The organism is Pseudomonas sp. TMW22089, from assembly GCF_022496645.1.
Classification (GTDB): domain Bacteria; phylum Pseudomonadota; class Gammaproteobacteria; order Pseudomonadales; family Pseudomonadaceae; genus Aquipseudomonas; species Aquipseudomonas paraversuta.
Genome location: NZ_SCFG01000008.1, coordinates 1 through 20,257, shown reverse-complemented (window position 1 = coordinate 20,257; position 20,257 = coordinate 1). Strand labels below are relative to the sequence as shown.

Genomic DNA, 20,257 nt, shown 5'->3' with positions numbered 1-20,257 from the left:
TGTCGCGCTACATGGCCGGCAGTGTCACTTATTTTCCAGGTCCAGGCCACAATCGCTGCGATGCCCCCCAGATGAGCATTCAGCGCCCTGAGCTTTTCCAACACAGTTAGTGGAGAGATCACCTTGGTAGAGTACGTAGTTTCCCTCGATAAGCTCGGCGTCCATGATGTAGAGCATGTGGGGGGCAAGAACGCATCCCTCGGCGAGATGATCAGTAATCTTGCAGGCGCTGGTGTTTCGGTTCCCGGTGGTTTTGCCACCACCTCCCAGGCATATCGTGATTTTCTTGAGCTGAGCGGCTTGAACGATCAGATTCATGCGGCGCTGGACGCGCTGGATGTCGATGACGTGAACGCCCTGGCCCGCACCGGTGCCCAGATCCGTCAATGGATCATGGAAGCCGAGTTCCCGGAAAAGCTCAACGCAGAAATCCGTACCGCTTTCGCAACCTTGTCCCAGGGCAACCCGGACATGGCTGTTGCCGTGCGCTCCTCGGCCACCGCCGAAGATCTGCCGGATGCCTCCTTTGCCGGTCAGCAAGAAACTTTTCTGAACATCCGTGGTGTCGAGAACGTGATCCGTGCGGCCAAAGAGGTATTTGCCTCCTTGTTCAACGATCGTGCGATTTCTTACCGCGTGCACCAGGGTTTTGACCACAAACTGGTCGCCCTGTCGGCAGGTGTGCAGCGCATGGTGCGCTCCGAAACCGGCACCGCGGGTGTGATGTTCACCCTGGACACCGAGTCGGGTTTTCGTGATGTAGTGTTTATCACCGGCGCCTACGGCCTGGGCGAAACCGTTGTGCAGGGCGCGGTCAACCCGGACGAGTTCTACGTCCACAAGCAGACTCTGGAAGCCGGTCGCCCGGCGATTTTGCGCCGCAACCTGGGCAGCAAGGCAATCAAGATGATTTACGGCGAAGAAGCCAGCGCCGGCAAGTCGGTCAAGGTGATCGACGTTGACAAGGCCGACCGTGCCCGCTTCTGCCTGACCGACGCTGAAGTCAGCGAGCTGGCCAAGCAGGCGATGATCATCGAGAAGCACTACAAGTGCCCGATGGACATCGAATGGGCCAAAGACGGTGACGACGGCAAGCTGTACATCGTTCAGGCGCGTCCTGAAACCGTGAAAAGCCGCAGTGCCGGCAATGTCATGGAACGCTATCTGTTGAAAGAAACCGGCACGGTGCTGGTGGAAGGTCGGGCAATCGGTCAGCGTATCGGCGCAGGCAAGGTGCGCATCATCAAGGACGTGTCCGAGATGGACAAAGTCCAGCCGGGCGACGTTCTGGTCTCTGACATGACTGACCCGGACTGGGAACCGGTCATGAAGCGCGCCAGCGCCATCGTCACCAACCGTGGCGGGCGTACCTGTCACGCGGCGATCATCGCGCGCGAGCTGGGGATTCCGGCCGTGGTCGGTTGCGGCAACGCAACCCAGTTGTTGAAAGACGGCCAGGGCGTGACTGTTTCCTGTGCCGAAGGTGACACCGGTTTCATCTTCGAAGGCGAGTTGGGCTTCGACATCAAGAAAAACTCGGTTGATGCCATGCCGGAACTGCCGTTCAAAATCATGATGAACGTCGGTAACCCGGATCGCGCGTTTGACTTCGCACAGTTGCCGAACGCCGGTGTGGGTCTGGCCCGTCTGGAATTCATCATCAACCGTATGATCGGTGTGCACCCCAAGGCACTGCTGAACTACGACGGTCTGCCTCAGGAAATCAAGGACAGCGTCGACAAGCGTATCGCTGGCTATGACGACCCGGTCGGTTTCTATGTCGAGAAACTGGTTGAAGGTATCAGCACCCTGGCCGGTGCCTTCACTCCGAAAAAAGTGATAGTGCGTCTGTCGGACTTCAAGTCCAACGAATACGCGAACCTGATCGGCGGCAAGCTGTACGAGCCGGAAGAAGAGAACCCGATGTTGGGCTTCCGCGGTGCTTCGCGTTACATCAGCGAAAACTTCCGTGATTGTTTCGAGCTCGAGTGCCGCGCCCTCAAGCGTGTGCGCAACGAGATGGGCTTCACCAACGTCGAAATCATGGTGCCGTTCGTGCGCACCCTGGGTGAGGCGAGCCAGGTCATCGACCTGCTGGCTGAAAACGGCCTCAAGCGTGGCGAAAACGGCCTGCGCATCATCATGATGTGCGAGTTGCCGTCCAACGCGATTCTGGCTGAAGAGTTCCTTGAGTTCTTCGACGGTTTCTCCATCGGTTCCAACGACCTGACCCAGTTGACCCTGGGGCTGGACCGCGACTCCGGTGTCATCGCACATTTGTTTGACGAGCGTAACCCGGCAGTTAAAAAGCTGCTGTCCAATGCTATCCAGGCCTGCAACAAGGCTGGCAAGTACATCGGTATTTGCGGTCAGGGCCCGTCCGATCATCCGGATCTGGCGCTGTGGTTGATGGAGCAGGGCATTGAAAGTGTGTCCCTGAACCCTGACACCGTGCTGGAAACCTGGTTCTTCCTGGCGGAAGGTCAAGCCCAGGCTTGAGTCGTTGAGAGAAGGGCGGGGCAGCCAATGGGCTGCTCTGCTCTTTATAAGCAGTGGTAGGGCGAGTTCCTCTATGGAGTCGCCCTTTTTTGTGCAAGAGCATTATGCAAAGCAGCAGTCATCTTTTTCCCGTTGCCCTGATTAGCGCTGAGCGTCGGGGTGATCTAAGCGAAGACGTTTATCGCTTGAAACCCGCCAATAGCCCGGACATTTCCGTGGAGCTGGTGGTGACGCGCCTGGGCATGGCTGACGCCAGCGAAGTGCGCGGTGTGCCGGTTATCCTGTTGCACGGCAGCTTTTCCAATCGTCGGTTCTGGTACTCGCCCAAAGGTGTGGGGCTGGGGGCATTTCTGGCCCGGGCCGGCTTTGATGTGTGGTTGCCCGAAATGCGCGGTCATGGTCTTTCGTCACGCAATATCCATTGGGGCAAGAATCGGGTGGCGGATTACGCCCGTTATGATTTGCCGGCCATCGGCGCATTCGTGCGCGAGCAAAGCGGGGATATCCCGCACTGGATCGGTCACTCTCAAGGCGGCATCAGCCTGGCAGCGGCCCTTGGCGGACAGTATCTGGGGGATGAGGACGTGGCCTCGGCGGCATTTTTTGGGTGCCAGATCAACCGCCGTTACTGGTCACTGAAAATTCCGCCGGTGCAGTGGTGCGCTTATCTGCTGTTGAAGCGCTTTGCGCAGCTCTCGGGTTCGCGGCTTAAGCGTGGTCCGGAAGACGAACCCATCAGCATGGCCCTGGAAACCTTGCGCTGGAATGGTTTCATGGGTGGCTTCAAAGATGCGCAAAGAGATTGGTGGGCAGGGCTGGCCGAGGTTCAGGTGCCGGTACTGGCCGTTGCTGCCGCGGGCGATCAGCAAACGCCGGAGTGGGCGTGCCGAAAACTCTACGATCAGTTGGGCTCGCAGCAGCGTACTTTTGTCACGTTGGGGCGCCAGCAGGGTTTCACTTCTGACTTCAGTCACGTAGAAATGCTGGTTAGCCAGGCGGCTCGGCAGGAAGTCTGGCCGTTGGTGCGTAACTGGTTGATGCAGCACTCCGTGCCGGCGGCCGAAGAAGGGCATGCCCGGGTCAGCGGTTTTTAATTCGGGGCGCTGAGTGCTGCAGGTGCTGGCAGGTCGGTGACGCCGCTTGTGATTATGGTCACATTTGGCGTCCTGGCTTGTGCTCTGATCTCGCTGATGGATGCGTAAACATATACAGTCAGCCTGTACCAGAGCGTCTATAAAGTAGTGTTGTCGTATTTCTCCCTGCTGCGCCATCCGAAACAGGAGTTATTCCATGAATCACTACATCACTCCCGATCTGTGTGATGCCTACCCTGAGTCTGTTCAGGTGCTTGAGCCGATGTTCAGCAATTTTGGCGGACGGGACTCCTTTGGTGGTGAGATCGTGACCATCAAGTGCTTCGAGGACAATTCCCGGGTCAAGGAGCAAGCCGAGCTCAATGGCAAGGGCAAAGTCCTGGTTGTTGATGGCGGGGGCTCTCTGCGTCATGCCCTGCTGGGCGACATGATTGCCGAAAAAGCATCGAAGAACGGTTGGGAAGGGCTGGTGATTTACGGTTGTATCCGTGATGTCGATGTTCTCGCTCAAACTGACCTGGGGGTGCAGGCCTTGGCCAGCCACCCGCTCAAGTCCGTCAGGCGTGGTCTTGGTGATGTGAATGTGCCAGTGACGTTTGCAGGTGTCACATTTCGTCCCGGAGAATTCATTTACGCCGATAACAATGGCGTTATCATTTCTCCAGTTGCTCTGAAAATGCCGGACTAAACGCTTTAACACTAAGGATCATGGATGTTCGAGGACGAAAACGCTCAATGGGGGCTGGTGCATGCGCTGGTGCTGGACGGTGAAGGCGGTGCGCGCTCGATCGCTCGTACCGAGCTGAACGGTCTGCAGTTGCAGGCGCATGAAAGCATTTGGTTGCATTGGGATCGCAGTCACCCGCAAACCCAGAGCTGGTTGCGGGACTCCAGTGGTTTAAGTGACTTCAGCTGTGATTTGCTGCTTGAAGAAAACACCCGTCCTCGTTTGCTGTCACTGCCCGACAGTGAGCTGCTGCTGTTTTTGCGCGGGGTCAATCTGAACCCCGGGGCAGAGCCCGAAGACATGGTCTCGCTGCGGATCTTTGGCAGTGCCCAGCGGGTTATTTCTTTGCGGATGCGTCCGTTGCGGGCCACTGACGAGCTGCTCGGTGAGTTTGCCGTGGGTGAAGGCCCAAAAAATCCGGCTGAACTGATCCTTTATCTGGCTCAGCACCTGACATTGAAGGTGCAGGATTTGATAAGCGAGCTGTCAGAAATCGTCGATGACGAAGAAGATAAAATAGATGCCGACGAACGGTATACGCCGGAGCATGGATCTATTCTGCAGATTCGTCGGAGGGCTGCCGCTTTGCGTCGTTTTCTGGCACCGCAAAGGGATATTTTCGGACAGCTCACACGGACAAAATTACCGTGGTTCAGCTCTGATGATGCTGATTACTGGAACGAGCTGAACAACAGCCTGACCCGCTATCTGGAAGAACTCGAGTTGACCCGCGAGCGCGTGGGGCTGGTCCTTGAGGCTGAAGATCGTCGTTTGAATGTGCGCATGAGTCGCATCATGTATCGCTTCGGCGTGCTTACCGGGATATTCCTGCCCATCACCTTTCTTACCGGTTTGCTCGGGATCAACGTGGGCGGTGTACCGCTCTCCAACGACCCCTATGGTTTTGCCGTGATTTGCATTTTGATGCTGATCATTGGTGTCGGTCAGTGGTGGTTTTATCGTCGTTTGCAGTGGCTTTGAACGGGGCGCATGTGACGCCGATAAAGTTGTTCGCGTCTTTTACAGACATACCGAGAGGTGCTTATGCACGATCCGTTTGAACAGTCATTACGTGAAATGCTCAAGGCGCCGCCGTCCACGCGGGACGATGACGCCTGCCTGGGCCGAGTACTGAAAACCGCTAACCGCCAGGTAGGCGCGGGCGATCTTTTCAGCTTGCTGGGGCGCTGGGTGCAAGCACTGATGATTGCTTTGAACAGCGGTTCGGCTCATATTGCGCCCGTTTCGCGACGCAAACCTGTTGCTCGCCCTGCTGATAAGGCTGATTGAACATGGAACTTGATCTCTGGACCCAGAGCCTGGTCACGGCAATGACTGCCTTGTGGACTAAAATTGCCAACTTCATCCCTAACCTTTTCGGGGCGTTGGTGGTGGTGCTGCTGGGCTTCGTTGTAGCCAAGCTGCTGGATACCCTGCTGTCGAAGCTGCTCGCCAAGTTGGGTCTTGACCGTTTGATGGGCGGTACCGGTCTCACCAAGATTCTGGGGCGCGCAGGCATTCAGGTCCCGATTTCGACCCTGATTGGCAAAATCGTCTATTGGTTTATTCTGCTGATCTTTCTGGTCTCCGCCGCGCAGTCGCTGGGGCTGGAACGTGTCTCTGCTACGCTTGACATCTTTACGCTGTATTTGCCCAAGGTCTTTGGTGCGCTGCTAGTGTTGTTGGTAGGTGTGCTAGTTGCACAGTTGCTCAACGGTCTTGTACGTGGCGCTGCCGAGAGTGTCGGGTTTGATTACGCAGGCGGTCTGGGGCGTGTGGCACAGGGTCTGGTGATCATCATCAGTATTTCCGTGGCAATCAGCCAGCTGGAGGTCAAGACTGACCTGCTTAACCATGTAATTGTGATTGTACTGATTACCGTTGGCCTGGCTGTGGCCCTGGCCATGGGGCTGGGAAGTCGGGAGATTGCAGGGCAGATCCTCGCCGGGATCTATGTGCGTGAGCTGTATCAGGTTGGGCAGGACGTTCGAGTGGGTGAGGTTGCAGGTCAGATTGAAGAAATAGGCACGGTTAAAACCACGTTGCTGACTGATGAGGGTGAGCTAGTCTCCATCTCTAATCGGATCTTGCTGGAGCAGCACGTGACCAGCCGCTGATGCGGCAAACCCTGCTAATGTATGCCACCGCAAAAAAGCCTGTTTTCAAGGCTGCGGCGGACATTGACCTGACTGTCGGCACGACTCGTTTTGAATAAAGCCCAATCGCTATCCATGCGCTACGACCCCCGCGAGCTCTCTGATGAGGAGTTGGTGGCGCGCGCGCATGATGAGTTGTTTCACGTCACGCGCGCCTATGAAGAACTGATGCGACGCTATCAGCGCACCTTGTTCAACGTTTGTTCAAGATATTTAGGGAACGATAGGGACGCTGATGATGTCTGTCAGGAAGTGATGCTAAAGGTGCTGTATGGTCTGAAGAATTTCGAGGGCAAATCGAAATTCAAAACATGGCTATATAGTATTACTTACAACGAATGTATTACGCAGTATCGAAAGGAACGGCGAAAGCGTCGCTTGATGGACGCATTAAGTATTGACCCCCTCGAGGAAGCGTCCGAAGAAAAGGCGCCGAAACCTGAGGAAAAGGGCGGACTTGATCGCTGGCTGGTGCATGTGAACCCGATAGATCGTGAAATTTTAGTGCTGCGTTTTGTCGCAGAACTGGAATTTCAGGAAATCGCAGACATAATGCATATGGGTTTGAGTGCGACAAAGATGCGTTACAAGCGTGCTCTTGATAAATTACGTGAGAAATTTGCAGGTATTGCTGAAACTTAGTTCAGCGCAAATTGCTCTACGTGTAGGCAAGGTCTGATAGACTTGTCGCCGAGTTGTCCCCCGGATATGTGGGACTGCTTTACAATCACCAGATGGGGATTTAACGGATGAAACTGAAAAACACCTTGGGCATTGCCATTGGTTCCTTTGTAGCCGCAACTTCGTTCGGTGCCCTGGCACAAGGCCAAGGCGCGGTCGAGGGTGAACTGTTCTACAAAAAACAGTACAACGACAGCGTCAAGTCCGTAGAAGACGGTTACAACCCAGGCGCATCGATCGGTTACTTCCTGACCGACGACGTTTCGTTGAACCTGACCTACGACACGACTAACCACACCCGTTCCACCAAGGGTGACCATCAGAAAATCAAAGGCGACAACTTTGGTCTGAACGCTCAGTACCACTTCGGCACCGTAGGTGACGCTCTGCGTCCATACGTTTCCGGCGGTGTTGCTCACAAGAGCATGACCGGCGTTGAGGCCAATGGCCACAGCGGTCGCGACAAGTCGACTTTCCTGACTGCAGGCGCTGGTGTTAAGTGGTACATCACTGACAACCTGTTCGCCCGTGCAGGCGTTGAAGCTGACTACAAACTGGACAACGGCAAGTGGGACTACGCTCCTACCGTTGGCCTGGGTGTGAACTTCGGCGGCAACGGCGGTAAAGTTGCTCCTGCTCCAGTTCCAGCGCCAGCACCAGTTGCTGAGCCAGAGCCAGAAGCTCCGATCGCTGAAGTGGTTCGCGTTGAACTTGACGTGAAATTCGACTTCGACAAGTCGGTTGTTAAATCGCAGTACATGCCTGACATCAACAACGTTGCTGATTTCATGAAGCAGTACCCTGCGACCAACACTACTGTTGCTGGTTACACTGACAGCATCGGTCCAGACGCCTACAACCAAAAACTGTCGCAACGTCGTGCTGACGCTGTTCGTGCAGCTCTGGTTAACCAAGGTGTTGCAGCTAACCGTGTAGACGCTGTTGGTCACGGTGAAGCTAACCCAGTTGCAAGCAACGCAACTGAAGAAGGCCGTGCTCTGAACCGTCGCGTAGAAGCTACCGTTCAAGCAGAAGCTAAGTAATTTTTAGCTAGGCTGTTCAGAAAAACCCGGCTTAGGCCGGGTTTTTCTTTGCCTGCGATTTAGCCCGGCAGGGGCATTGTGATGCGTCTGCCCCTCGCTTGCGCAGGGGATGCGCGGCTATAATCGCGCCCCTATTCAAGTCATCTTCGAGACCATTGAGCCCATGTATAACCTGGCCCGCCAGTTGCTCTTCAAACTATCCCCAGAAACCTCTCACGATCTGTCCCTGGATTTGATCGGTGCGGGTGGCCGTCTGGGGCTCAACAGTTTGTTGTGCAAGACACCGGCAAAACTGCCAGTGACCGTCATGGGACTCGATTTTCCGAACCCGGTGGGGTTGGCGGCAGGTCTCGATAAAAATGGTGCGGCCATTGATGGCTTTGCACAGCTGGGTTTTGGCTTCGTCGAGATTGGTACGGTTACGCCGCGCCCTCAGCCAGGCAACCCGAAACCGAGAATCTTTCGATTGCCTGAAGCACAGGCAATCATCAATCGTATGGGGTTTAACAACCTTGGGGTTGATCACCTGCTGACGCGGGTTCAGGCTGCCAGGTACAGCGGTATTCTGGGCATCAATATTGGCAAGAACTTCGATACACCGGTTGAGCGCGCAGTCGACGACTACCTGATCTGCCTGGACAAGGTGTATACCCACGCCAGCTATGTAACGGTCAACGTCAGTTCGCCGAATACACCTGGATTGCGCAGCCTGCAATTCGGTGATTCGCTCAAGCAATTGCTTGAAGCCCTACAACTGCGTCAGAACGAACTGACGCAACGCCACGGCAAACGAGTACCGCTGGCGATCAAGATTGCCCCGGACATGACTGACGAAGAAACCGTCCTGGTAGCCCAGGCACTGCTTGAGACGGGGATGGATGCAGTGATTGCGACCAACACCACCCTGAGTCGTGTCGGGGTTGAGGGTATGGAGCATGGTGACGAGGCCGGTGGTCTGTCTGGCGCGCCGGTTCGCGACAAGAGCACCCATACGGTCAAGGTACTGGCGGCAGAGCTGGCAGGGCGCATGCCGATCATTGCCGCCGGCGGGATCACTGAAGGCAAGTACGCAGCTGAGAAAATCGCTGCTGGTGCTAGCCTGGTCCAGCTCTACTCGGGCTTTATCTACAAGGGGCCAGCCTTGATTCGTGAGTCGGTCGACGCCATTTCTGCTCTGGTTCGCAAATAACAGTTTGCAAAAGGGTAATTGCGTCGACAGGCAGGCATAAAAAAGGGCTCCCAAAAGGAGCCCTTGGGCCGAAGCCCGCCGCCCGGATAGGACGGCATGGTTAAGTCGTTACATCTTCGAGGTGATGTCGGATTATGCCCGGTGTTAGCCGACGGCGTGGAGTTCGTTGAGTTTGTGGATGCCCGCAGTGCCAGTCATACCGTCCCAGTTGTCGCCGCGTCCTTCGCGCCAGCCGTTAATCCAGGCTTGGCGTACCGACGGTAGAGTAAAAGGGCAAAGCTCACGGGACTTTCCATGAACGCCGTATTGATATCCGCGTATAAAAGCTTTTTCCAACGGATCACGCTTAAGTCTTCTCATAGGGTGTTGCCCTCACTTGTTGACTGTTTTATATAGCGTCGACCTACCAAGGGTCGGGGCAGAGTGTTCTGCCGTTGGTGTGCTCGCTGCCGGCGTGGCGAGCATTTTTTTGGCGCCTGTGCGGCGACAACCTAGGTTCAGTTCTAACCAATGCGCCAAGGCGTGTGAATGATCGTTTTGTCATAAGGACGTAACGATAATGGTGTTAAGGCCATAAGAACGGCTGCTTTTGCATGGCCGGTTTCGCCCAAAGCCTGATAGGGCGAGTGTTTACAAAGATGATGTGTTTCATTCTCTGCTGCGAATACCTATCCATAGCGCTGGGAGACTATTCGACGAAGGGTCTGATCATGACCATTTGTTTCTCGATGAATGACCTGCCTCTGCGTCTAAACTCTTCGTGCCTCAGGGCATGACTGATCGCGGGGGTGGAACGGCACAGTTTCGTGCCATACGAGCGCTCTTCAAGAAAAGCGCTTGATTGAAAACGGAGCAGGCAATGCGTTGTCTGCTCACTGATAGCTAAAAGCTCAGGAATCCCATGTCGGATCGTTACGAATTCTTCCTTACTTGTCCCAAAGGCCTTGAAGGCCTTCTCCTTGAGGAGGCTACCGGCCTTGGTCTTGAGGAAGCCCGCGAGCACACCTCGGCCATTCGTGGCATGGCAACTATGGAAACTGCCTACCGCCTGTGCCTCTGGTCGCGTCTTGCCAACCGAGTGTTGCTGGTGCTCAAGCGCTTCCCGATGAAAGATGCGGAAGACCTGTACCACGGTGTGCTGGATATCGAATGGCAAGACCATATGGTTCCGGACGGCACCCTCGCCGTTGAATTCAGTGGCCATGGCTCAGGCATCGATAACACCCACTTTGGCGCCCTGAAAGTTAAAGACGCCATCGTCGACAAGCTGCGCACGCCGTCCGGCGAGCGTCCTTCCATCGACAAGATCAGTCCCGATATTCGCATTCACTTGCGCCTTGATCGCGGCGAAGCGATTTTGTCCCTGGACTTGTCGGGCAGCAGCTTGCACCAGCGCGGCTACCGTCTGCAGCAAGGTGCTGCACCGCTGAAAGAAAACCTGGCAGCAGCCATTTTGATCCGTGCCGGATGGCCGCGTATGGCCGCCGAAGGCGCAGCCCTGGCTGACCCGATGTGCGGTGTGGGTACCTTCCTGGTCGAAGGCGCGATGATTGCTGCCGATATGGCGCCAAACCTCAACCGTATTCACTGGGGTTTTGACGCCTGGCTGGGCCATGTGCCGGCGATCTGGAAGAAGCTGCATGAAGAAGCCACAGCGCGTGCAGAGGCCGGCATGGCCAAACCGCCGTTGTGGATTCGTGGCTATGAAGCTGATCCGCGTCTGATCCAGCCTGCCCGCAACAACATTGAACGTGCGGGCTTGAGTCACTGGATCAAGATCTACCAGGGTGAAGTCGCGACCTTTGAGCCGCGTCCTGATCAGAACCAGAAAGGTCTGGTTATCTGTAACCCTCCGTACGGCGAGCGTCTGGGGGATGAGGCTAGCTTGCTCTATCTCTACCAGAACCTTGGCGAGCGCCTGCGTCAGGCCTGTCTGAACTGGGAAGCGGCAGTGTTTACCGGCGCCCCGGATCTGGGCAAGCGCATGGGTATTCGCAGTCACAAACAGTATTCGTTCTGGAACGGCGCCTTGCCGTGCAAGTTGTTGCTGATCAAGGTCGTCCCGGATCAGTTCGTCACTGGCGAGCGCCGCACGCCTGAGCAGCGTCAGGCTGAGCGTGAGCAGGTCGAATCTGATCTGCCGTCCAACATCGAAGCTCCGGGCAAGTACGAGAAGTTCAACAAGAACGGCAACCCGATCAAGCCGGCTCCTGTGGTGATCGAGCAGCCGCGCTTGAGCGAAGGCGGGCAGATGTTTGCCAACCGTCTGCAAAAGAACCTCAAAGCGCTGGGCAAGTGGGTCAAGCGCGAAGGTATTGATTGCTACCGTGTATACGACGCCGATATGCCTGAGTACTCGATGGCTATCGACCTGTATCACGACTGGGTTCACGTCCAGGAATACGTGGCGCCAAAATCCATCGATCCGGAGAAAGCCTCGGCCCGTATGTTCGATGCCCTGGCGGCAATTCCGCAGGCGCTGAACATCGATAAAAGCCGCGTCATCGTCAAACGTCGCGAGCGCCAGAGCGGCACCAAGCAGTACGAGCGTCAAAGCGCCCAGGGCAAGTTCACTGAGGTCAATGAGGGTGGCGTGAAGCTGCTGGTGAACCTCACGGACTATCTGGACACCGGGTTGTTCCTTGACCACCGCCCGATGCGGATGCGCATTCAGAAAGAAGCGGCCGGCAAGCGCTTCCTCAATCTGTACTGCTACACCGCAACCGCCAGCGTTCACGCGGCCAAGGGCGGCGCACGCAGCACTACCAGCGTCGACCTGTCGAAAACATACCTGGACTGGGCGCGACGCAACTTGTCCCTTAACGGTTTCTCGGACAAGAACCGTCTGGAGCAGGGCGATGTGATGGCGTGGCTGGATGCCTGCCGTGAAGAGTACGACCTGATCTTTATCGATCCGCCGACCTTCTCCAACTCCAAGCGCATGGAAGGCATCTTCGATGTCCAGCGTGATCATGTGCAGTTGCTGGACCTGGCCATGGCGCGTCTGGCGCCGGGTGGCGTGTTGTACTTCTCGAACAACTTCCGCAAATTCATCCTCGATGAAAATCTGGAAGCGCGTTATGCGGTAGAAGAAATTACCGCCAGCACCATCGATCCGGACTTTGCCCGCAACAGCAAAATCCACCGTGCCTGGAAAATCACGGCTCGTTAAGAGCAGTGACACCGGCATAAATAAAAACGCCCCCGATCTTGTGATCGGGGGCGTTTTTTATTGTGGGCCAAATGCCCGCGGCGCTACAGAATCATAGTGGCTATGGCCTGCAAATTTATTGCGCGATAGATACCGAGCTGTTGGCCAGGGCAGGCTGGCGATACAGGTCGAGCAGTACCTGGTCGAGAATCGATGAAGCGCCCCATGGGCGAGGGTCGTTGAGGATGGCCACGACTGCCCATGTATGACCGTTGCTGTCGCGGCTAAAGCCTGAAATCGCGCGCACGGTATTGAGGGTGCCGGTTTTGATATGGGCCTGGCCGTTCATGGCTGTGGTTTTCAGACGTTTACGCATGGTGCCGTCTTTACCGGCAATGGGCATAGAGCTGATGAACTCGGCCGCATACGGACTTTTCCAGGCGGCCTGGAGCATTTGCGCCATTTCCCGCGCGCTGACTCGTTCGGCCCGTGACAGTCCGGAGCCGTTCTCCATGACCAGATGGGGCGCGGTAATGCCTTTCTTGGCCAGCCACTGGCGTATGACACGCTGTGCAGCCTTGGCGTCGTCACCATCGGCATCGCTACGGAACTGCGCGCCCAGGCTCAGGAACAGTTGCTGGGCCATGGTGTTGTTACTGTACTTGTTGATGTCGCGAATGATCTCTGCCAGATCCGGTGAGTAGGCCCGGGCCAGCAATTTGGCATTTTTGGGCACGGCGGCCTGACGGTTCTGCCCCTGAATGCTGCCGCCCAGTTCTTTCCAGATGGCGCGTACCGCACCGGCGGTATAAGTCGCATGGTCGAGCAAGGACAGGTAGGTCTGGGAGTTGCAGCCATCGGCCAGCTGGCCGCTGACGGTGACCAGGACCGACCCGTCGGCCTGGGTAACGGGGTTGTAGCGAACATCACCCGTGCATTGCTTGGTGTTGACGGCCTTTACCTGATTGTCGATCCGGATGCTGGCAATCGGTGGTTCGACCGAGATCAGCACCTTGCCGGCATCATTGCGTGCAACAAAGCGCAGGGCTTTAAGGTTGACCATCAGTGAGTCGGGTTTGACCAGGAACGGTTTGTTCTTGTCGTTACCGTCGTCATCAAACACCGGCAGCTGTGGTTGCTCGAAGAAACTGCGGTCAAGCACCAGGTCGCCAGTGATTTGCTGCACGCCGTTGGCTCGCAGGTCGCGCATCAGCAGCCAGAGTTTTTCCATGTTCAGCTTGGGATCGCCACCACCCTTGAGGTACAGGTTGCCCTGCAGGATGCCGTTGCTCAGGGTGCCGTCGGTATAGAACTCGGTTTTCCACTGATGGGTCGGGCCGAGCATTTCCAGGGCCGCGTAGGTGGTCACCAGCTTCATGGTGGAGGCGGGGTTCATCGATACGTCGGCATTGAAGACTGTTGGAGTGCCGGGGCCATCCAGGGGGATCATGACCAATGACAGTGCATCGTTTTGCAGCTTGTTGGTCTTGAGGGCTTGCTGGACTTTTGGCGAAAGGGTGGTGTTGACGGGGGCGGCGTTGGCGCCGAAGGCGAGCGGCAAAAACAGGCTGGCCAGAAGCAATGGTCGTAAAGATTTGATCATATGAAGTAAAACCCTGCAGGCGAGGGGAGAAAATAAGAGGGCATGATAAATAAGCCCTCGATAGTCATAAAAGTATCGGCATTATGCCCCAAGGTCAGCGGGCTTGTGCATCGCTGTGATGCAGGTATTGGCTGATTAAATACAGAAAACGATGAACCGTTCACATGGAACCGGGCAACTGCGGCCTTAAGCTGCTAAAGTGCCGCCCGTAATTACTTATGAGGATTGTTCAATGGCTACTAATCGTTCCCAGCGTCTGCGCAAAAAACTGTGCGTTGATGAATTTCAGGAGCTGGGTTTTGAGCTGAACCTGGATTTCAAAGAAGACCTGTCGGAAGAGGCTATCGATGCATTCCTCGCAGCGTTTTTGAAAGAAGCCATGGAAGCTAACGGTCTGGGCTATGTTGGCGGCGACGACTACGGTCTGGTTTGCCTGCAGAAGCGCGGCTCGGTCAGCGAAGAGCAGCGTGCCGCTGTTGAAGCCTGGTTGAAAGCTCGCCCAGAGCTGACCAGCGTTGAAGTTAGCCCGCTGTTGGACGTGTGGTACCCGGAAAAGCCAATCAATCCGGTAGCCTGATGTCAAATGAAGGCAGCCCCAGTGGCTGCCTTCATGTTTTACCCCCGCCTGCATCTGGCCCGCTTCGGGCAGCGCTTTACTCTCTTTCTGCTTTTTGACCGCAACCTTGTGCGTGACTTCGCACGGGTGGCACTTTTTGAGCTGCCATCAAGCCCCGGGCTTTGCTGCTGCCTGCCATAGAATTTCAGCGATCCCCTGCCGCTTGGCGATCAGGCGGGCTGCGACGAACAGTAAATCTGACAGACGGTTGATATACGCCAGGCCTGCCCCGGTCATGGGCTCAACTGCATTGAGTTGTTGGCAGCGACGTTCGGCACTGCGTGCCAGGCTGCGACAAACATGAGCTTGTGCGATCAGGCTCGAGCCGCCGGGCAGAATGAAGTTTTCCAGCGGGCCCAGTTCTTCGTTCCAGCGGTCAATCGCCGCTTCAAGTCTTTCGATTTCAAGGTTGTCGAGCGCCTGGTAGGCCGGCATGGCCAACTCGCCGCCCAGATCAAACAGCCGATGCTGACAGGGCTCAAGTACTTCAATCAGCTCATTGAGCCCCGGGCATTGCGCGCTGTGCTCGGTGAGTCCGGCCAGCAACAGGCCGACCTGGCTGTTTAGGCTGTCGACCTCACCAATGGCTTCTATTCGCGGATGGTCCTTGGGGACACGGCGCCCGTCACCCAGGCCGGTTTCGCCCTTGTCGCCCGTGCGGGTATAAATTTTCGATAAACGAAAGCCCATGTCTAGAGTTCCACCTTGGTTGATTCCTGTGCGGCTATCAGGTTACCAGCCAACGGCAGGCGCAGGGTAAAGCAGGTGCCCTGACCCAGAGTTGAATGCACTTCCATTTGGCCCTTGTGGTTGTTGGTAATGATGAAGTACGACACTGACAGGCCGAGCCCTGTGCCCTGGCCAACTTCCTTGGTGGTAAAGAAGGGTTCGAAAATCCGTTTGCGCACGTGCTCCGGCATGCCGACGCCGTTATCTTCAACCTGTATTTGCGCCCACGGCGGGTTGAGCTTGGTACGCAGGATGATGCGTCCCGGTTCGCGCTTGTCGGTGCGCTGGTGAATCGCCTGGGCGGCGTTTTTCAGCAGGTTCAGCAACACCTGTTCAAGCTCGTTGGGAATAACGGGCACGGGGCCTAGCTGCGGATCGAACTGGCGCGTAACGGCGTGTCCCTTGAAGTCAAAGCCAATGCTCAGGTCAAAGTCATTGCTGGCGATATCTATGGCCTGATCGATGAGCGCAGACAGATCGCAGGGGCTCATTTGTCGATTGCTGCGCCGGCTGAAACTCAGCATGTGGGTGACGATTTTTGCGGCTCTGGCCCCTGCCTGCTGGATGCCATCCAGCAGTTTGGGTACTTCACGGGCTTGCAGGTAGCGATTGATAGCCTCCAGTTCTATACCGGCCTGCTGCGCCTGTTCCACATTCTTTGGCAGGTCGCTGGACAAGCGCCGGCGAATGTTCTGCACGTTATGCAGGATGGCGCCCAGCGGATTATTGATTTCGTGTGCCATGCCGGCGGCCAGGCCGCCCACGGAGAGCATCTTCTCGGATTGCACCATCATGTCTTCCAGTGACAGGCGCTGGGTAATGTCGTCAATCCGGATAACCACACCGCGGCCGCCACCGCCCATCAGCGGGTAGAACGTCAGAGCATAGTGCCGTGCATCTTCGCCCTGGCCCCAGGTCACGCGTTCAATTTTAGCGACCCGGTGGTTTTCGATGGTGTCCTTGAGCTGTGGCAGGAAGGGCTGGAGGGGTTCGAAGGCAAGGTCAATCGGCTGATTCAAGGCTTCATCCAGTTGCGTTCCCGAGAGTACGCTGGCCTCCTGATTCCACTGGGTGACATAGAGTTGCTCGTCCAGAGCGATCAGGGCTGAAGGCATGGAGTCGATAATACTGTTCAGGTATTTCTGAAACCCGGTCAGTTTTTTCTCGATTTTGCTGCGTACCTGGACTTCCAGCTCCAGCTTGCGATTGGTGTTGCGGGTTTCTTCTGCGAGTGCCTTCGCTTGATCGTACGCTGCTTGTGCTTCATCCCGCGCACGCTTGAGTTCCTGTTCACGCGCTTCAATGCGCGACAGCATGGTGTTGAATGCCTCGGCGAGGCTGCCGATTTCGTCGTTGTTGCCCGGCGCTGCGCGTAAGGCGTAGTTCTCTTCCCGGGTGACCTGGCGCGACAGCTCTTCAAGTCGGTAAATGGGTTGGGTAATCAGGCGTTTGATCTGCCGGGCAATCACGAACCAGAGCAAGGTGCTGAAGATCAAAATCCCCAGGCTGGCGGTGAGTGTGCCGGTGTAAAACGCCATGGGCAGTTCGCTGCTGGCGACCAGCAGTAAATGCCCTGGAGGGCCCTGGTCCCGGGGGAGTTTCGCGAGTTGATTGCTGCGCAGTTCGGTCAGGCGCCAGGCTTCGATCTGGCGGTAGTGCTCGGGCAGCGGCAGGTGCTCTCCGTGCTGCAATTGCGCCAGAAGATTACCCGCACTGTCATAAATCGCAGCGGCCCGCAGAGGGGCGTAGCTGCCAATTTCCTCAAGCAGGGCTTCGGCGTTGTGTTCGGAGTCCAGTGCGTGAGCGATAAGTGCGGGTTTCGACGCCAGCTGCCCCAGTGTCTGCAAGGCCTGTGGTGCAGTGCTCTCGTGGGAGATCCAGTACGCAGCACTGATAAACGTCAGGTTGGCCACCAGCAACACGGTAGCCAGCAATACGAGGAGGGCGGCCAGCAACTTCTGGCCTACCGGGAGGTTTTCAAGGCGCTGGCGCAAGGGCATGGGTCGTCGCATTCAAGAAGAACAAGGCCGCAGAGTAGCGCGGGCCTCAGTTGCAGGGCAATCCACGCTGCTTCAAGTGATTGCTGAGCCGCTGTTGCAACGCCTGCAAGTGCGGGGCCGCGAGTTGGTGATTGGCAGCGGCTGCGCAGGCATAGCCCAGCAGGTAGCTGATTTCGGTGCGCCGGCCTTGGGTGACATCCTGGTGCATGGAAGAAAAGTTGTTGGCAGTGGCCTGGATGACGCGGTTGACTTCGGCAGTCAAATCGATCGCAGCCTCAGGGTGTCCGCAATCTTCAAGCAAGCGACTGAGTTCGGTGCACAGCGTGCCGACTTCGCCACTGTGTGCTTGCAAACCGCCGTTACGACAGTCGTGCAGTACGGTCAGCGGATTGATCGCACAGTTAAGGGCCAGTTTTCGCCATAAACGGCTTAGAATATTCGGGCTCCACTGGTGGGCTATGCCGCTGCGCTGCAGTTCTTCAAGCCATTGCGGTGCTTCGCCGCCGCTGGTATCTCCCAGCCATGTCTGGCCTTGGCCGGCAAATACTACGCGCCAGTCGCTCTGGCGAAATGCGCCTTCAGTGCTTGAGGCAAAGATGCAGCGGTTGTGTGGGACAAGGTCGGCGACGATTTGCTGACTGCCAAGGCCATTCTGCAACAGGATCAGTTCGGCATCGGGGCTGAGCCGTCCGGCAATCTGCCTGACGGCGTGCTCTGCGTCATAGGCCTTGCAGGTCACCAGCAGACGCTGAACTGGCTCGTCGGCCTCGGGTGTTTGGGCGCGGATGGGTATCAGTTGCGAGTGCTCACCTTCAACTAAAGTTACCCCCTGTGCCGCTTGATAGGCTTGCAGGCGCGCGCCGTTGCGCAGGATCAGCGTGACAGGCAGGCCGGCACGCGCCAGTCGCGCGGCCCACAGCATGCCCATGCTCCCGGCGCCGAGAATGTGCCACGGCGTCGGCATATTGGAGGAGGTTTGAGGCAAGGCCGAATTTGGCATGTGTACTCGCAAGTGAATGAAGTCGAAGAACCGCTATAATGCCCGCGCATTTTAACTGTCAGGTCAGGCGTGCTCCATCTGTGTTGAGCGCGCCCTTTATTATTGGAGAAAACTACATGCCGTCGTTCGACGTGGTATCCGAACTGGACAAGCACGAAGTCACCAACGCCGTTGAAAACGCGGTCAAGGAGCTGGATCGTCGTTATGACCTCAAGGGTAAGGGTACTTTTGAGTTCAAGGAGAAGGACCTGACCGTGAACTTGACCGCCGAGGCTGACTTTCAGCTGGAAGCGATGATCGAGATTCTCAAGCTGGCCCTGATCAAGCGCAAGATTGATGCGCAATGCCTTGAGATCAAGGATGCCTACGCTTCTGGCAAATTGATGAAGCAGGAAGCCGTATTGAAGGAAGGCATCGACAAGGAGCTGGCGAAGAAAATCGTTGCTCACGTCAAGGACGCCAAGCTAAAGGTTCAAGCTTCCATTCAGGGCGAGCAAGTGCGTATCACTGGCAAGAAGCGTGACGACTTGCAAGAAGCGATCGCTGCACTGCGGGCCAAAACCTTCGATATGCCGCTGCAGTTCAATAACTTCCGTGACTGAATACGGGGGAACCTATGGCGATTATCTACGTCCGATTTTCCCTGGACCTGCAAAAACGATTGAGCTGTCCTATCGTCTCGCTGAACGAATGAAGTCGCCGGATATGGGTGCAAGGAGATACAAGTGGATTTGAATGCTGAAGTTGATCAGTTGATCAAGGCCTCACAGGCCTGGATCCCGATGATTATGGAATACGGCAGCCGTGTGCTGCTGGCAGTGATCACCCTGGCGGTAGGCTGGTGGTTGATCAACCGGTTGACGGCAAAACTGGCGCACTTGCTGGCGTTGAGGAAGGCTGATCTGGCGTTGCAGGGTTTCATCAGCAGCCTGGTCAATATCATTCTCAAGGTGTTACTGGTTGTTAGCGTTGCCTCAATGATTGGCATCCAGACCACGTCGTTCGTGGCGGCCATTGGTGCGGCAGGCCTGGCTATTGGCCTGGCGTTGCAGGGCAGCCTGGCGAACTTTGCCGGCGGAGTGCTTATTCTGTTGTTCCGTCCGTTCAAGATCGGTGACTGGATCGAAGCGCAAAGCGTGAGCGGAACCGTCGATAGCATTCAGATCTTTCACACGGTGTTGCGTACCGGTGACAACAAAACCGTGATCGTGCCAAACGGTAATCTGTCCAACGGCATCATCACCAACTACAACCGTCAGCCGACACGCAAGGTGGTGTTTGACGTCGGTGTTGATTACGACGCGGATCTGCAGAAGGTGCGTGAGGTGCTGCTGATGCTGGCAGATGATCCGCGGGTACTTAAAGATCCGGCCCCGGTGGTGGTGGTATCCGCCCTGGGTGAGAGTGCTATCACGATGTCGCTGCGGGTTTGGGTGGATACGCCGAATTACTGGGATGTTCTGTTCATGTTCAACGAGCACGCACGTGATCGCCTGCGGGCAGAGGGTGTGGACATTCCGTTTCCTCAGCGAGTCATCCGTATGGTTCAGGAAGTGGCTGCGAACTAATACTGCGCACCACACTTGATCATCAGGTGCAGGAACAATTAAAGGGGCGAATATGCCCCTTTATTTGTTTTAGTTGTCCCGTCCTGAATAAGGTTTACACCTTCTGATCTATTTTCAGGAGGGCGTAATGGAGACAAGTAAAAGGCGTAGTCAGCGAGACTACACGCTGACCTTTAAATTGTCGGTCGTCGACCAAGTCGA

The 20,257-nt window shown here is 56.3% G+C and carries 18 protein-coding genes; 13 read left to right on the top strand and 5 right to left on the bottom strand.

Features of this window, described 5'->3' with window-relative positions:
* Positions 1–123 precede the first annotated feature (123 nt).
* The 9 genes from ppsA (at position 124) to EQV90_RS09960 (ending at position 9,389) form a co-directional block, all read left to right on the top strand.
* Positions 124–2,499: a phosphoenolpyruvate synthase gene (gene ppsA, locus EQV90_RS10000; protein WP_010655860.1), complete on the top strand. Its 2,376-nt coding sequence runs from the start codon at positions 124–126 to the stop codon at positions 2,497–2,499.
* A 104-nt stretch (positions 2,500–2,603) separates the two neighbouring features.
* A complete protein-coding gene (locus EQV90_RS09995; RefSeq protein ID WP_003441162.1) occupies positions 2,604–3,593 on the top strand; it encodes an alpha/beta fold hydrolase in 990 nt (329 codons plus the stop codon).
* 196 nt (positions 3,594–3,789) lie between these two features.
* Positions 3,790–4,281: a ribonuclease E activity regulator RraA gene (rraA, locus tag EQV90_RS09990; protein ID WP_003441164.1), complete on the top strand. Its 492-nt coding sequence runs from the start codon at positions 3,790–3,792 to the stop codon at positions 4,279–4,281.
* Positions 4,282–4,305: 24 nt separating this feature from the next.
* On the top strand, positions 4,306–5,301 hold the full coding sequence (locus EQV90_RS09985) for a CorA family divalent cation transporter (protein WP_003441165.1): 996 nt from the start codon (positions 4,306–4,308) through the stop codon (positions 5,299–5,301).
* Positions 5,302–5,364: 63 nt separating this feature from the next.
* Positions 5,365–5,610, top strand: a complete 246-nt coding sequence (locus EQV90_RS09980; RefSeq protein ID WP_003441167.1) for a hypothetical protein — start codon at positions 5,365–5,367, stop codon at positions 5,608–5,610.
* 2 nt (positions 5,611–5,612) lie between these two features.
* Positions 5,613–6,437: a mechanosensitive ion channel domain-containing protein gene (locus EQV90_RS09975; RefSeq protein ID WP_003441169.1), complete on the top strand. Its 825-nt coding sequence runs from the start codon at positions 5,613–5,615 to the stop codon at positions 6,435–6,437.
* Between the two features lie 90 nt (positions 6,438–6,527).
* A complete protein-coding gene (gene sigX / locus EQV90_RS09970) occupies positions 6,528–7,118 on the top strand; it encodes an RNA polymerase sigma factor SigX (protein WP_029612359.1) in 591 nt (196 codons plus the stop codon).
* Between the two features lie 107 nt (positions 7,119–7,225).
* Positions 7,226–8,200, top strand: coding sequence for an OmpA family protein (locus EQV90_RS09965; RefSeq protein ID WP_003441173.1), 975 nt, complete (start codon positions 7,226–7,228; stop codon positions 8,198–8,200).
* Between the two features lie 163 nt (positions 8,201–8,363).
* Positions 8,364–9,389 (top strand): quinone-dependent dihydroorotate dehydrogenase, encoded by a 1,026-nt coding sequence (locus tag EQV90_RS09960; protein ID WP_003441176.1) that lies wholly within the window; start codon positions 8,364–8,366, stop codon positions 9,387–9,389.
* A gap of 144 nt (positions 9,390–9,533) precedes the next feature.
* Here EQV90_RS09960 and EQV90_RS09955 read toward each other — a convergent pair whose 3' ends face one another.
* Positions 9,534–9,749 carry a ribosome modulation factor gene (locus tag EQV90_RS09955; RefSeq protein ID WP_003441178.1) on the bottom strand — a complete coding sequence of 72 codons (216 nt, stop codon included), beginning with the start codon at positions 9,747–9,749 and terminating at the stop codon, positions 9,534–9,536.
* A 541-nt stretch (positions 9,750–10,290) separates the two neighbouring features.
* On the opposite strand from EQV90_RS09955, the gene rlmKL reads away from it, so the two are divergent.
* Positions 10,291–12,561 carry a bifunctional 23S rRNA (guanine(2069)-N(7))-methyltransferase RlmK/23S rRNA (guanine(2445)-N(2))-methyltransferase RlmL gene (gene rlmKL, locus EQV90_RS09950; RefSeq protein ID WP_003441183.1) on the top strand — a complete coding sequence of 757 codons (2,271 nt, stop codon included), beginning with the start codon at positions 10,291–10,293 and terminating at the stop codon, positions 12,559–12,561.
* A gap of 115 nt (positions 12,562–12,676) precedes the next feature.
* Here the strand turns inward: rlmKL and dacB are convergent, their stop codons facing one another.
* Positions 12,677–14,143 carry a D-alanyl-D-alanine carboxypeptidase/D-alanyl-D-alanine-endopeptidase gene (gene dacB, locus EQV90_RS09945; RefSeq protein ID WP_003441186.1) on the bottom strand — a complete coding sequence of 489 codons (1,467 nt, stop codon included), beginning with the start codon at positions 14,141–14,143 and terminating at the stop codon, positions 12,677–12,679.
* 232 nt (positions 14,144–14,375) lie between these two features.
* Here dacB and EQV90_RS09940 point away from each other — a divergent pair, with 232 nt between their 5' ends.
* Complete coding sequence (locus EQV90_RS09940) at positions 14,376–14,720, top strand: YggL family protein (RefSeq protein ID WP_003441192.1); 345 nt, start codon at positions 14,376–14,378, stop codon at positions 14,718–14,720.
* 147 nt (positions 14,721–14,867) lie between these two features.
* Here EQV90_RS09940 and EQV90_RS09935 read toward each other — a convergent pair whose 3' ends face one another.
* Genes EQV90_RS09935 through EQV90_RS09925 form a run of 3 tightly spaced genes read right to left on the bottom strand, consistent with a single transcriptional unit; the run spans position 14,868 to position 18,452 of the window.
* Positions 14,868–15,449 carry a cob(I)yrinic acid a,c-diamide adenosyltransferase gene (locus EQV90_RS09935; protein ID WP_003441193.1) on the bottom strand — a complete coding sequence of 194 codons (582 nt, stop codon included), beginning with the start codon at positions 15,447–15,449 and terminating at the stop codon, positions 14,868–14,870.
* Positions 15,450–15,451: 2 nt separating this feature from the next.
* Positions 15,452–17,488 (bottom strand): ATP-binding protein, encoded by a 2,037-nt coding sequence (locus tag EQV90_RS09930; RefSeq protein WP_240878045.1) that lies wholly within the window; start codon positions 17,486–17,488, stop codon positions 15,452–15,454.
* A gap of 46 nt (positions 17,489–17,534) precedes the next feature.
* Positions 17,535–18,452 carry a putative 2-dehydropantoate 2-reductase gene (locus EQV90_RS09925; RefSeq protein WP_029612357.1) on the bottom strand — a complete coding sequence of 306 codons (918 nt, stop codon included), beginning with the start codon at positions 18,450–18,452 and terminating at the stop codon, positions 17,535–17,537.
* Positions 18,453–18,604: 152 nt separating this feature from the next.
* On the opposite strand from EQV90_RS09925, the gene EQV90_RS09920 reads away from it, so the two are divergent.
* Positions 18,605–19,090, top strand: a complete 486-nt coding sequence (locus EQV90_RS09920) for a YajQ family cyclic di-GMP-binding protein (RefSeq protein ID WP_003441196.1) — start codon at positions 18,605–18,607, stop codon at positions 19,088–19,090.
* A 123-nt stretch (positions 19,091–19,213) separates the two neighbouring features.
* Positions 19,214–20,056 (top strand): mechanosensitive ion channel family protein, encoded by an 843-nt coding sequence (locus EQV90_RS09915; protein WP_003441197.1) that lies wholly within the window; start codon positions 19,214–19,216, stop codon positions 20,054–20,056.
* Positions 20,057–20,257: the final 201 nt, after the last annotated feature.

Excerpts from the sequence above, each read along its gene's own strand:
- EQV90_RS09995 (WP_003441162.1), top strand. The coding sequence starts at position 2,604 with ATGCAAAGCAGCAGTCATCTTTTTCCCGTTGCCCTGATTAGCGCTGAG.
- rraA (WP_003441164.1), top strand. The coding sequence starts at position 3,790 with ATGAATCACTACATCACTCCCGATCTGTGTGATGCCTACCCTGAGTCT.
- EQV90_RS09985 (WP_003441165.1), top strand. The coding sequence starts at position 4,306 with ATGTTCGAGGACGAAAACGCTCAATGGGGGCTGGTGCATGCGCTGGTG.
- EQV90_RS09980 (WP_003441167.1), top strand. The coding sequence starts at position 5,365 with ATGCACGATCCGTTTGAACAGTCATTACGTGAAATGCTCAAGGCGCCG.
- EQV90_RS09975 (WP_003441169.1), top strand. The coding sequence starts at position 5,613 with ATGGAACTTGATCTCTGGACCCAGAGCCTGGTCACGGCAATGACTGCC.
- EQV90_RS09965 (WP_003441173.1), top strand. The coding sequence starts at position 7,226 with ATGAAACTGAAAAACACCTTGGGCATTGCCATTGGTTCCTTTGTAGCC.
- EQV90_RS09960 (WP_003441176.1), top strand. The coding sequence starts at position 8,364 with ATGTATAACCTGGCCCGCCAGTTGCTCTTCAAACTATCCCCAGAAACC.
- EQV90_RS09955 (WP_003441178.1), bottom strand. The coding sequence starts at position 9,749 with ATGAGAAGACTTAAGCGTGATCCGTTGGAAAAAGCTTTTATACGCGGA.
- rlmKL (WP_003441183.1), top strand. The coding sequence starts at position 10,291 with ATGTCGGATCGTTACGAATTCTTCCTTACTTGTCCCAAAGGCCTTGAA.
- dacB (WP_003441186.1), bottom strand. The coding sequence starts at position 14,143 with ATGATCAAATCTTTACGACCATTGCTTCTGGCCAGCCTGTTTTTGCCG.
- EQV90_RS09940 (WP_003441192.1), top strand. The coding sequence starts at position 14,376 with ATGGCTACTAATCGTTCCCAGCGTCTGCGCAAAAAACTGTGCGTTGAT.
- EQV90_RS09935 (WP_003441193.1), bottom strand. The coding sequence starts at position 15,449 with ATGGGCTTTCGTTTATCGAAAATTTATACCCGCACGGGCGACAAGGGC.
- EQV90_RS09930 (WP_240878045.1), bottom strand. The coding sequence starts at position 17,488 with ATGCCCTTGCGCCAGCGCCTTGAAAACCTCCCGGTAGGCCAGAAGTTG.
- EQV90_RS09925 (WP_029612357.1), bottom strand. The coding sequence starts at position 18,452 with ATGCCGACGCCGTGGCACATTCTCGGCGCCGGGAGCATGGGCATGCTG.
- EQV90_RS09920 (WP_003441196.1), top strand. The coding sequence starts at position 18,605 with ATGCCGTCGTTCGACGTGGTATCCGAACTGGACAAGCACGAAGTCACC.